Raw genomic sequence first — 12,879 nt, 5'->3', positions numbered from 1 at the left:
TGGATGGTTTTAGGTGGTGCAGGCTTATTTGCGGCATTTCCATTGGTGTATTCGACTGTACTCTCTGCGCTGTATATGCCGATTATCTTAATGGTCATCTCGCTGATTTTCCGTGGAGTCGCCTTTGAGTTTCGTTTTAAAGCGAACCGAACCAAACATTTATGGGATCAAGCGTTTATTTGGGGCTCGATCTTGGCATCATTCTTCCAAGGTATGATTTTAGGTGCTTATATCCAAGGGATTGAAACCACCAATGGTATTTATAGTGGTGGCGGATTGGATTGGCTGACCCCATTTTCAATTTTTACTGGGATTGCTGTAGTGGTGCTGTATGCCACCTTAGGCTGTGGTTGGCTGATTTTTAAAACTGATGCACGTGTTCAAAATCATATGTTTAGCCTCATGCCAAAACTGATTATCGCCTTATTTGTGATTTTTGCTGCAGTGAGTATTTACACCCCATTGGTACATGCAGAGATTGCAAATCGTTGGTTTAGCTTGCCGCAACTGTACTATTTTAGCCCTGTGCCGATTTTAGTATTGATCTTCACATTATTGGCTTTACGTGCCTGTAAAAGACGTCAGGAATTTGCGCCATTTATTTATACACTTGTCTTAGTTGTGCTGGCATATACAGGGTTCTTAATCAGTCTATGGCCAAATATCATCCCACCATCCGTCACCATTTGGCAGGCAGCAGCACCGCAAAGCAGTCAATTGTTCGCCTTGATTGGAGCATTGGTGCTGATACCGATTATTTTGTTCTATACCGCATTGTCGTATTGGGTGTTCCGTGACAAAGTTCGTGTCGGCGATGATGGCTATCATTAAGGAGAATCATCATGAAACTGAATCAAGCAGGCTGGTTTATTGTGCTATGGCTTGGTGGTGTCTTGAGTTTGGCGCTTGTCGCAGGGTTCTTTAGACTGCTGGTGCAGTGGGCTTACTAGAACCTATTCCTTAAATCTGAATCCACTATCTTGCCGGGTAAGATAGTGGATTTTTTTGAGGGACTAAAGGTGAATTGAGTAGGTAGAATATGACAATTTAAAGTGTCGAAATACATAAAATATATTTTTTTTATATTCAATACTTCTTTTGAATGATTTTTCTGTTTTTTTAGCTTCTATATTGTTAAAACTAACATGATGCATTGAAAAAACTTAAGGAGCGTGAGTGGAACTTAAACAGCTCAAATATTTCATCACCATTGTAGAATCTGGAAGTTTAGGCAAAGCTGCACAAAAACTTGAGGTTGGCACATCGGCACTCAGTCAACAAATTGCAAAACTTGAAGATGAACTTTGCACACGTTTATTACAGCGAAATTCTACAGGTGTGACGCCCACACCAGCGGGTTTAGCATTTTTTAAGCAAGCTCAACTTTCTCTACGTCATGTGCAATATGCCATTGAGGCGGCGCACTCATCTCGTCTGACGGGTCATGTGAGTGTAGGATTTTCACCCAGTATAGCGTCAGTTCTGGGCATACCATTTATGCAGCTCATGTCAGAGCGTTATCCTGATATTAAAATTCATTTAGTTGAAAGTCTCTCGGGAAATTTAACCAATTTAGTCAACTCAAGACAGCTCGACATTGCCATTATTTTTACCCAAGATGTCGATGCCAATTGGGCAGTACAACCGTTATTAAAAGAACAAATGTTTCTTATGGCAAATCGTTCTTTACTGAAAGAGCATGGCTTTGAACACTGCATTGAAAATGGAAAAATTGATTTAGAAAACGTGAATCGTTTGCCTCTGGTATTACCAAGCCAACGACATGGTTTACGTAAATTCATAGATCAAAAGGTTGAGGGGCTAGACGTAAATTATGAAGTTGATGGTTTACACTTACTCATGAACTGTGTCAGCAACTTAAATATGGCGACTATTCAACCTGTCAGTGCACATTTTGATTATCTCAAATCAGATATTTGTTTACTCAAAGTAGTCGAACCAGTGCTGGATCGAATTAATTATCTTATTAGTATTGCTGAAGAAGAGCTTTCTCCTGCAAGTCTCGCCACCAAAGTAGCAATTAAAATTTGTGTTAAGCAGCTGATCAATAAAGGATTATGGTCAAGTGCAGAGCTATTAGATTTTTAGCCTATTTAATTTTACTAAACACCTATTTAAAAGTTGCCTATCACAGCGCTAGGCAGTTTTGGTCTTAAATTACATCAAATTCGAAAGGGAAGACATCGAATGCATGATGTAATTGTAATTGGCGGGGGGAATGCCGCTTTATGTGCAGCATTGACAGCAAGGGAGGCTGGCGCTTCAGTTTTATTGTTAGAAGCAGCACCAAAGGAATGGCGCGGTGGAAATTCACAACATACCCGTAACCTGCGTTGTATGCATGATGAACCTCAAGATGTGTTAGTCGATGCCTACCCAGAAGAAGAATATTGGCAGGACTTACTCAAAGTGACTGCAGGTAAAACCAATGAGCATTTAGCGCGTTTAGTGATTCGCACGACGCAACTTGCCGTAATTGGATGCGTCAACATGGGGTAAATTTTCAACCACCGTTATCAGGTGCCTTACATGTAGCACGGACCAATGCATTTTTTATGGGTGGTGGTAAAGCTTTGGTGAATGCCTATTTTAGAAGTGCAAAAGATTTAGGGGTCGAGATTCGCTACAACACAAAAATCAATGAACTGATTATTGAAGATGGGACATTTATTGCTGCAATTGCTGAAGATGGCACGCGTTTTGACGGCGCTTCATGTGTATTAGCTGCAGGTGGATTTGAATCCAATCGCGAATGGTTAAAAGAAGCGTGGGGACAAAATGAAAATGGCGAATGGCCTGCAGATCATTTCATTATCCGAGGTACACGATTTAACCAAGGCAATTTATTAAAGTTCATGATTGATCAGGGGGCAGATATTATTGGCGACCCATCTCAATCACATTGTGTCGCAGTTGATGCCCGCGCACCTCTCTACGATGGTGGCATTTGCACCCGTATTGACTGTGTTTCACTCGGCATCGTGGTCAATAAAAATGCGCAACGTTTTTATGATGAAGGCGAAGATTTCTGGCCGAAACGTTATGCCATTTGGGGGCGTTTAGTTGCAAAACAGCCCAGTCAGATTGCGTATTCAATTATTGATTCAAAATCGGTTGGGCGTTTTATGCCACCAGTCTTTGAAGGTACTAGGGCAGATACGATCGAAGAATTGGCAGAAAAATTAAATCTAGATGTTGCGACTTTAGTTCAAACAGTGAAGGACTATAACCAAGCCTGTGTGGCGGGTGAGTTTAATCACACGGTACTGGATAATTGCCATACCGAAAATTTAACGCCCGCAAAAACACATTGGGCTGTTCCTTTAAACCAACCGCCATATTATGCCTACGCTTTACGTCCAGGCATTACTTTCACCTATCTAGGCTTAAAAGTCGAAGATGATGCCGCTGTGCGCTTTGAAAATGTCGCGAGTCCAAATCTATTTGTTGCAGGCGAAATGATGGCAGGCAATGTACTTGGGCAAGGTTATACGGCCGGTGTAGGTATGTCGATCGGAACGACATTTGGCTGGATTGCAGGAAAAAATGCGGCTCAAGCTGCGTTTAAACTGGGAGTTTAAAGAATGAATGCAAATGTTAAAAACTTAATACCAGTTGTGCAGCTCACGGATCATGAACAACAAGTAAAACAGGCTTTACAGATTTGTAATGCATGTCGTTACTGCGAAACATTCTGCGCGGTTTTCCCTGCAATGACCAAAAGACTTGAGTTTACTCAAGCCGATATTCATTACATGGCAAATTTATGCCACAACTGTGGCGCATGTTTACATGCCTGTCAGTATGCGCCTCCGCATGAATTTGGCGTCAATATTCCTCAAGCCATGGCACAAGTCCGCCTAGAAACCTATCAAGAATTTGCAGTTCCTGCATCTTTTGGTGCGATTTATAAAAAGACTGGAATTCCGCTAGTTTCTGCGATGTCGGTATTTTTTGCATTACTGATGCTCTTGGGTGTTTGGCTCAATGGCACCAATATCTTTGGTCAATATCAAGGGAATTTTTATGCAATTTTTCCGCATAACTTTCTTGCCGTGTTATTTGGCTCTGTATTTATCTTAGCTTTTATGCTTTTGGGCTTGGGAATAGCAAAATTTTGGAAACAAACTTCAAAAATTATTCCAGAAGGCGTTGCTCAACCCGATATCTTACAAGCGTCAAAAAATGTCCTGACCTTAAAATATTTAGATGGTGGACATGGTAAAGGCTGTAATGAGGAAGATGATCGTTATACACAAATCCGCCGTGTTCTCCATCACTTTACGATGTATGGATTTTTACTTTGCTTTATGGCAACCAGTGTCGCGACGATGTATCACTACTTTTTAGGCTTAGAAGCACCGTATGCCTACACCAGTTTACCTGTGATTTTGGGTACATTGGGCGGTATTGGTCTGATCATTGGACCGATCGGGCTGCTACATCTCAATATTAAACGACATCCGATGCATGGTGATGCAAAACAAAAACCTATGGACCGTGGTTTTATCTTCCTTTTATTGCTGATCAGCATTACAGGTCTGGCGCTATTGGCGTTTCGCGATAGTTCCGCAATGGCTCTCTTGCTGATTGTTCATCTTGCAACCGTTATGACTTTCTTCTTGACGATCCCTTTTGGTAAGTTTGCGCACGGCTTTTACCGAAGTGCCGCATTACTAAAATTTGCCGTCGAAGAACGTGTCGCAAAACTTAAAACGAATTCAAAAACCAAGTAAGCACCCAAACCACAACCGGACCATGGAGGTCGATGATGGCTATAGGTAAGAAAATTGAACTTTTAAATGGACTACAACGTTATAAGGATATTTTAACAATGAAGAAATTAAAATGGTTAGCCGTCGCTTGCACCAGTATTGCTGTCGTTGGCTGTGGTACAGGCAATGCCTCAAAAGATCCTGGTCATCCAAAACGTGCAGAATGTATTGCCCCTGCAAAGCCGGGCGGTGGTTTTGATATGACCTGTAAGCTGATCCAATCCGGCTTTAAAGAAACTGAAGTATTAAAAGACTCCATGCGTGTGACCTATATGCCAGGCGGCGTTGGGGCCGTTGCTTACAATAAAATCGTGAATAATGATCCAGCAAATAACAATGCGGTCATCGCATTTTCAACTGGTTCTTTACTGAATTTGGCTCAAGGTAAATTTGGTAATTTTACTGAGAAGGATGTGAAGTGGCTTTCGGGTGTAGCTGTTGATTACGGTTTAGTGGCAGTGCATAAGGATTCGCCATTAAAAACACTGGAGGATCTGATGAAGGCGCTAAAAGAAAATCCAAAAGGGATCAGTTTTGGTGGTGCTGGCAGTGTGGGTGGTCAAGATTGGATGCAAACGGCAATTTTGGCAAAAAAGGCTGGGGTAAATCCTGCCAATATGAGTTTTGTAGCTCTCGAAGGCGGTGGCGAAGTATTAACAGCCTTGTTAGGTCAACATATTCAAGTGGGTGTGGGGAATGTGAGTGAAATTGGCTCGCATCTCGAAGCGGGTAATATCCGTGTTTTAGCCGTGTTTTCAGATAAACGTTTAGCGGGTAAATTTTCTAAGTTATTAACTGCGAAGGAACAAGGTTATGACTTGGAATGGCCTGTGATTCGTGGTTTCTACATGGGACCAAAGGTCAGTGATGAGGCATATGCTTGGTGGAAAAATGCCTTTGATAAAATGATGACCAATCAAAAATTCGATGCAGTTCGAGAAAATCAGGACCTGTTGCCATTTGAATTAACGGGTGAAGAAATCAGTGCTTATGTCTATAAGCAAACGGCTGAAATGCGCCAATTATCAGAAGAATATAAATTATCAAAATAACAAAGATGCTGAGTTGAATGCCTTTTTAACTCAGTTTTTTGTTTTCGAGGATAGATGATGAAATCTGAACGGATTCTTACGGCCATCATTGCGGTCTGCGGTTTTTTCTTATTAATTTACGCATGCAATTTTGAAGCGCCTATTTCCTACGATCCTGTAGGACCGAAAGCCTTTCCAATTTTACTGATGGGTTTAATTACAGTGAGTGCCATTTATTTGACTGTGCGCCCAGCCATGATGTTTGAACCTGTTGAACTAGGTTGGAATAAGCATTTAATCGGCAAACTTGTTCTATGTACATTGGCATTGTCACTGTATGCGCTTTGCTTCGAATGGTTGGGATTTATCGCAGCAACGCTACTGATGACCATCGCGGTTGGGAAACTTTTTAACGGGAAAACAATACCAGTTGTTATTACGGGTTTGGTGCTGAGTATGAGTACCTACTATCTGTTTGACCGTGTTTTGGATGTGCCATTGCCACTAGGCTTCTTGGGTTAGGGATGACAATGACATGGACATATTTAATTTCTTAATGACAGGTTTTGAAGTTGCCTTACAACCACAAAATTTACTCATTGCTTTTATTGGTGCATTTATTGGAACGATTGTCGGACTGTTGCCGGGATTGGGTCCAATCAATGGTGTTGCCATCTTATTACCATTTGCTTACGCCTTAGGATTACCCGTTGATAGTGCTTTAATTTTATTGGCAGCAGTCTATCTCGGTTGTGAATATGGTGGACGAATTTCTGCAATTTTGCTGAATGTGCCGGGCGATGCGGGTGCAATTATGACCACTTTAGATGGTTATCCTTTGGCTCAGCAAGGTAAGGCAGGTATTGCTTTATCCCTTTCATCTGTTAGCTCATTTATAGGTAGTACGATTGCCTTTATTGGGATTGTTTTATTTGCTCCGATTTTGGCGCGATGGGCGGTTTCCTTTGGACCAGCGGAATACTTTGCCTTGATGGTTTTTGCAATTGTGTGCTTGACCGGTTTAGTCAGCACGCAACCATTTAAAACGTTAATCATGGCGCTGATCGGTCTGGCAATTTCGACCGTGGGTATGGATGCGATTACTGGTGTTTATCGTTTTACATTTGATAGTGTGGGTTTAAGTGACGGCATTGCCTTTACAACTGTGGTGATTGGTTTATTTAGTATCAGTGAAATTTTACTGCTGCTTGAACGGACCACGATGGGCAAAGTGGTTTTAGAACAAGGAAAACGCTCATTATTTAATGTTAAAGAGTTTCTGAGTGCCTTAGCCACCATGATTCGTGGATCCTTGATTGGGTTTTTCTCAGGGATTTTACCGGGTGCGGGTGCCAGTGTAGCGAGTGCCATGGCGTATACCACTGAACGTAAAATGGCGGGGGATAGTAGTCAATTTGGTAAAGGTGATCTACGTGGTTTGGCCGCGCCAGAAAGTGCTAATAACGCGGCAGCATGTGGTTCTTTTGTCCCAATGTTGACTTTAGGTGTGCCGGGTTCTGGAACAACTGCGGTCATGATGGGGGCTTTGACCATGTATAACATTACCCCAGGTCCGCAATTATTTACAGAGCAGCCTGTATTGGTTTGGGCATTGATTGCATCCTTAATGGTGGGAAATATTATCTTATTGGTATTGAACTTACCTTTAGTTGGCTTCTTTGCGCGTTTACTTTCGATTCCAAGCTATATTTTGATTCCTATTATTGCAACCGTCAGCTTTGTTGGGGTATTTGCAATTCATAGCACTGTTTTCGATCTTGTGCTTTGTATGGGGCTCGGTATTGTTGGATATATCCTTCGAAAATTTGATTTTCCATTGGCACCTCTGATTCTTGGTTTTGTACTGGGTGAATTGATGGAGTCAAATCTACGACGTGCACTCTCCATTTCTCAAGGTGAGCTCAGTATTCTGTGGAGCAGTAACATCAGTATGGGACTTTGGGTCATGTCAGCACTGTTGTTGATCTTGCCAATCGTCCGTAAACATCTATTCATTAAGAAGCAAAAAGCTTAAATGGAGAAGCAATGGTCAGCGAGTCTGACCATTGCTTTTAGATCATATGGAAATAATAAAATTAAATACCAAAGGATTGGTATGCGCACTGATCGGTGCGCTCATCGCAAATTTACTTCATCTCCCTTTACCGTGGTTGCTCGGGCCATTACTAGCGGCTTTATTGTTTGGTTGTATGGGCCAACCACTCACATGTTCACCGCATTGGCGTAAAGTGGGACAAGTCATTATTGGTATGGTTTTGGGACTATATTTTACCCCAGCGCTGGTCCATGCTATTTCAGCCTATTGGATCTTTATCGTACTTGGCATCTTATGGTCATTGATTTTGGGAACACTTATCGCAGGATTACAATATCGTATCAATGGTTTAGATTGGGCAACGGCGTGGTTTTCTTCTGCAATCGGCAGTGCCAGTGAAATGGTGAATATCGCAGAACATCATCATGCGCAAGTGGATAAAGTTGTTGCTGCGCATAGTTTGAGAATCGTGGCACTTGTGGTGCTTGTACCAATCTTTTTAGCGGCATTATTTGATATTCATTGGGTGAGTCTAGACCAACACATCATTGAACACTTTAGAATTGCCCAAATTCTTCTTTTATTTGCTTTGGCCTGTTTGATTGCGCAAATATTTCAAAAACTCAATGTATTAAATGCGTGGGTTCTCGGACCATTAGTTATGGTGGGATTTCTTTCATTTTTCGGAGCATTGGAATTAAAATTTCCGACGTGGTTTACGGCCTTTGGACAAATATGTATAGGTTGGTCATTAGGCACAAAGTTTCCTTTTGGCTTTTTAAAAAGCCATAAAAAATTCATCGCCATCACGACCATTTTAAATTTATTGGCATTAGGATTATCCATCCTGTTTGCATTGTTCTTGGTGTATATCAGTCACGCCAATGGAAAAATTTTAGTTTTAGGCTTATCTCCCGGCGGCATTGCAGAAATGTCTTTAATGGCAAAAGCTCTTGGATTAGCTGTGCCTATCGTGGTTGCGTTTCAACTATCACGGCTGATTTTCGTGATATTGACGACCAATTATTTTTATCAATTGAGCAAAAAATATTTTTTAAAACAACAGATAAGCCTTAATTATCCCTAATTCAATCTTTGATTCAGATGAATTAAATAGAATACTTTCTATAGCTTGGCATTTAAATACAGCGGAGTAGAAGTTAGAAAAAATGAGATTAATGAAAGATAGTTGAGAAAACGGTCTTAAATGATGGTTTGAAAGTGAAGAGGAGTAAGTGAGATCAATTTGATTCAGGACTGCTCTCGTCAGTCCCTTACTATTTTAATGCCGTTTTAGATCAGTAAATTTTAAATTTCATTATTATGCAAAATTCTAAGATTTAAAGATTTAACGTCAAAATTAAATTTCGCGCCAAACATCATTCTTATCTTTGAATGAAATCATAAAGTTAAATTTATCATCATTGCTTACCAACAGACCTTCTGGCGTTTGCATAATCACTTTCAGAACGGTGCCAGTTTCAAAAACCAAAGGACTGCAATTTTCTTTATTTAATGTAATTGGTTTGAGTAATTCAACAATTGCACTTTCCATTTTACTTCCCCAAGCATAGGTTGTTAATTGAACTTAGCATATTATTGGTGAAGAAACAGGTTTTGTAAATGACGTGAGCTACATCGCAGAAAATATTTTAGAAATTTCCATAACTTAAGTTTAAATAATGGTTAAATAAATTAAGGTTTTTTAATCTATTGATATCAAAAATAATTTTAAAATATGACAAACTTTTTAACTGTAATTATATGTCCTAAGGTGTGTTTTTTGTTCCACAAACAATGACCAGATCATCAAAAGGGCATGATCAATAATGAATTTAAGGTGAACTTCAGTTTTCATCCTTAAGCTAATCGAATGATGTGTCGTCTTGTATTTGATTGTTAAATTTCAGATTAAACAGCGTTAAATCTTCAATCTGAACAAGAAAATTAATGAAATAAAACTTATCATCAGCAACTCAAACTAAAAACAAAGATTGAGGGAAATGTAGGACCAATGTTTAAATCTTTTTTTCCAAATCCAAAATGGTTTTTTGGATCATTCCTTATATGGTTCGTGATCAATATTGTCTTGTGGTATAGCGGTGGCAATAGTTGGGGTACGATGTTTGGTTTAGCTGCAAATTATCATCAAGCAGAACTGCCTATTGGTATTAGCCGATTTTGGAGCCCCAAATTTTTATGGTTCTATACTTGGTTTTTTGTAGCAACGGCGCTTTTTGCAGCCTTTTGGAAAATTAAATCAGATAATCCTTGGCAACGATGGTCTGTGTGGGGAACCGCATTTATCCTGTTTAATGTTTGGTTTAGTGTGGAATGTAATGTCGTGATCAATGCTTGGTATAACCCATTCTATGATCTGATCCAGAAGATGCTTTCAGGTGGTGGGGGCGATGTGGCGACGCTATATTCAGAGACGCTGACTTTTCTCTATGTGGCCATGGTATATGTCACACTGGCAGTATTGAACCTGTTTTTCGTTAGTCATTATGTTTTTCGTTGGCGTACCGCAATGAATGACTTTTATACTGCACATTGGGAAAAACTGAGAACCATCGAAGGTGCCTCACAGCGTATTCAAGAAGATACGATGCGTTTTGCGAGAACCACAGAGGGACTTGGGGTAAGCTTAGTTGAATCGGTGATGACCTTAATTGCATTTCTCCCTGTGCTGTTAACTTTATCAACACATGTAAATAAATTACCTGTCGTGGGGGAAATCGCTTATGCATTAGTTTGGGCGGCAGTTCTTTGGGCAGTATTAGGGACAGTTATTTTAATGCTTGTGGGTTATAAACTACCGGGTTTGGAGTTTAATAATCAAAAAGTCGAAGCAGCATATCGTAAAGAATTAGTTTATGGTGAAGATCATGCAGATCGAGCAGACCCTCTCACATTAAAAGAATTATTTAGTAAAGTCCGTTTTAATTATTTTAGATTGTATTTCCACTATGCTTATTTTAATCTCGTTCGTATTTGGTATATGCAGCTTGATAATATTTATGGGTTCTTTATATTGTTCCCAAGTATTGCTGCGGGAACAATTACACTCGGTATATTAATGCAAATTTTAAATGTCTTTGGACGTGTGCGTGATTCCTTCCAATACCTGATATCCTCTTGGACGACTATTATTGAACTGATTTCTATTTACAAACGTTTAAAATCATTTGAAAAAACAATTAATAATTAATTTTTAATTTTAAAAATGACCTGTAATTAATTACAGGTTTTTTTTATGGTTTTAATTAATGAGAATTACAAATAAATAAAATCAATAAATTAAAGAGGTTAGATCTTATTTCATGATTTTATAAAAAAATGTAAATAAAAATACTTATTATGTAATTTTGGTAAATTTACGTATGTATATTGTATCTATATCGATGATTAAGTTATAAAAATTACGTTTTTGTTGAATTTTATCACATTTTATTTGCTTTTTTTTACATTTGAAATGCAAACAAAATCACATATTGTGGATATTAGTGTGTATTTGTATGCAAATTCATTCTTTCGGTTTGGCATGAAGCATCTTAACAATGCGATAAAGAAAAAAACTTTAATATTTTTTTTTAACTTTGCTGAACTGTTATATGTCCATTCACATGCCTTTTGATTAATAAGATAAAGCTTGTGGTTAAAAAAAATTTTTAAATCATAAATATATAAATAAGCCAGAGGGTAATTGTCATGTTACAAGTCCAAGTTGTATCAAAAGAACATCATTCTGTTTTAGAAAACATACAAACGAGTAATATTTTATTAAAGGAGGCTTCTGTTGTTGTTATACATACTTCAAAAGAAAATGTTTTAAGTATGGAGAGAAGTGGAAATACTTTAATTATAAAAATGAAAGACGGACAGCAACTAATAATTGAGAATTACTTTACAGATAATCCAAATGAAAACAATGTTGTACTAGAAGAAGATGATAAATTATATCTATTAGAAACAAATCCAAATGAAGCTGGATTATTTGAAATTAACTATAATCCGATCGATGAAATTAATCCTTTACTCTATTCAGATTCAACAGTTGGTTTATGGACGTGGTTAGTTCCTTTAGTTACTGCAGGAGGCATTTTAGCTTGGGCAAATAATGATTCAGATAGTTCATCGGGTTCGGGCAACTCAAATCAAGCACTCGATGCGGCAGAAAAAACGGTAAAAGCAGCAGAAGATGCAAATAAAGCCGCAAAGGATGCTTTGACCGATGCACAAGCGGATGGATTAATTACCCCTGAAGAAAAGACCAAGCTTGAGCAAGCACTTGTCGATGCCAAAGCCGCTGAGGATGCTGCTCAGAAAGCTGTTGACGCATTAAAAGACAGTACTGAAAAAGACGACCTACAAGATCGCCTCGATAACTTAACGGATATCGTCATTCCACCTGTGACCGATACAGATGGTAATGGCATTGATGATACCGTTGATGCGCAAATTGCCGATGCAGAAGCGGCAGTAAAAGCCGCTGAAGATGCCTACCAAGCCGCAGAAGATGCCTTAGATGAAGCCAATGCAAATGGCTTAATCACCCCAACCGAAAAAGCCGAACTTGAAGCTGCATTAAAAGCGGCACAAGATGCCAAAGATGCAGCCCAAGATGCGGTCGATGCTTTACCATCGGCACCTGCAGCAGTGCAAGATGCCAAAGATGGTTTCCAAGATCGCATTGATGCCTTGACGGACATCAGCATTCCAACGGTCAACGATGCCAATGAAAACGGTGTTGATGACAGCACAGAAAACCCACTGGATCTAGCGAATGACTTAGTCGATGCAGCAGAAGATGCCTATCAAGCAGCCGAAGATGCACTTAACGAAGCCAATACAGATGGCTTAATCACGCCTGAAGAAAAAGCGACCTTAGAAGATGCATTAAAAGATGCGCAAGACGCCAAAGATGCAGCCCAAAATGCAGTGGATGCTTTGCCAGACAGCGCGGATAAAGATGCACTACAAGACCGTATTGATA

The 12,879-nt window shown here is 39.5% G+C and carries 11 protein-coding genes and 1 pseudogene; 11 read left to right on the top strand and 1 reads right to left on the bottom strand.

Annotated features, from left to right (window positions below):
* The 9 genes and pseudogenes from AVJ20_RS17100 to AVJ20_RS17060 form a co-directional block, all read left to right on the top strand.
* The coding region (locus AVJ20_RS17100; RefSeq protein ID WP_111886053.1) for a cytochrome d ubiquinol oxidase subunit II at nucleotides 1–831 on the top strand (831 nt) is incomplete at its 5' end.
* A gap of 11 nt (nucleotides 832–842) precedes the next feature.
* The gene (locus AVJ20_RS17095; RefSeq protein ID WP_111886050.1) at nucleotides 843–950 is read left to right on the top strand and encodes a DUF2474 family protein; all 108 of its coding nucleotides are present in this window, start codon (nucleotides 843–845) and stop codon (nucleotides 948–950) included.
* 226 nt (nucleotides 951–1,176) lie between these two features.
* Complete coding sequence (locus AVJ20_RS17090) at nucleotides 1,177–2,109, top strand: LysR family transcriptional regulator (RefSeq protein WP_111886049.1); 933 nt, start codon at nucleotides 1,177–1,179, stop codon at nucleotides 2,107–2,109.
* A 99-nt stretch (nucleotides 2,110–2,208) separates the two neighbouring features.
* A pseudogene (gene tcuA / locus AVJ20_RS17085) lies at nucleotides 2,209–3,602 on the top strand (FAD-dependent tricarballylate dehydrogenase TcuA).
* A 3-nt stretch (nucleotides 3,603–3,605) separates the two neighbouring features.
* Nucleotides 3,606–4,757: a tricarballylate utilization 4Fe-4S protein TcuB gene (gene tcuB / locus AVJ20_RS17080; RefSeq protein WP_111886048.1), complete on the top strand. Its 1,152-nt coding sequence runs from the start codon at nucleotides 3,606–3,608 to the stop codon at nucleotides 4,755–4,757.
* 35 nt (nucleotides 4,758–4,792) lie between these two features.
* A complete protein-coding gene (locus AVJ20_RS17075; RefSeq protein WP_111886052.1) occupies nucleotides 4,793–5,848 on the top strand; it encodes a Bug family tripartite tricarboxylate transporter substrate binding protein in 1,056 nt (351 codons plus the stop codon).
* 54 nt (nucleotides 5,849–5,902) lie between these two features.
* Complete coding sequence (locus AVJ20_RS17070) at nucleotides 5,903–6,349, top strand: tripartite tricarboxylate transporter TctB family protein (protein WP_111886047.1); 447 nt, start codon at nucleotides 5,903–5,905, stop codon at nucleotides 6,347–6,349.
* A gap of 13 nt (nucleotides 6,350–6,362) precedes the next feature.
* Nucleotides 6,363–7,862 (top strand): tripartite tricarboxylate transporter permease, encoded by a 1,500-nt coding sequence (locus AVJ20_RS17065; protein WP_111886046.1) that lies wholly within the window; start codon nucleotides 6,363–6,365, stop codon nucleotides 7,860–7,862.
* A 46-nt stretch (nucleotides 7,863–7,908) separates the two neighbouring features.
* Complete coding sequence (locus AVJ20_RS17060; RefSeq protein WP_111886045.1) at nucleotides 7,909–8,970, top strand: AbrB family transcriptional regulator; 1,062 nt, start codon at nucleotides 7,909–7,911, stop codon at nucleotides 8,968–8,970.
* Between the two features lie 273 nt (nucleotides 8,971–9,243).
* On the opposite strand, the gene AVJ20_RS17055 is transcribed toward AVJ20_RS17060, so the two are convergent.
* Nucleotides 9,244–9,438: a hypothetical protein gene (locus AVJ20_RS17055; RefSeq protein ID WP_078193067.1), complete on the bottom strand. Its 195-nt coding sequence runs from the start codon at nucleotides 9,436–9,438 to the stop codon at nucleotides 9,244–9,246.
* Between the two features lie 459 nt (nucleotides 9,439–9,897).
* On the opposite strand from AVJ20_RS17055, the gene sbmA reads away from it, so the two are divergent.
* Complete coding sequence (gene sbmA / locus AVJ20_RS17050) at nucleotides 9,898–11,094, top strand: peptide antibiotic transporter SbmA (protein WP_111886044.1); 1,197 nt, start codon at nucleotides 9,898–9,900, stop codon at nucleotides 11,092–11,094.
* Nucleotides 11,095–11,594: 500 nt separating this feature from the next.
* Nucleotides 11,595–12,879, top strand: a 1,285-nt coding sequence (locus AVJ20_RS17045) for a GA-like domain-containing protein (protein ID WP_162689799.1), incomplete at its 3' end; no start/stop codon positions are given.

The organism is Acinetobacter sp. CFCC 11171, from assembly GCF_003268405.1.
GTDB lineage: Bacteria > Pseudomonadota > Gammaproteobacteria > Pseudomonadales > Moraxellaceae > Acinetobacter > Acinetobacter amyesii.
Note: the sequence above shows the minus strand (reverse complement) of the source record. Positions and strands in the feature narration are given on the sequence as shown.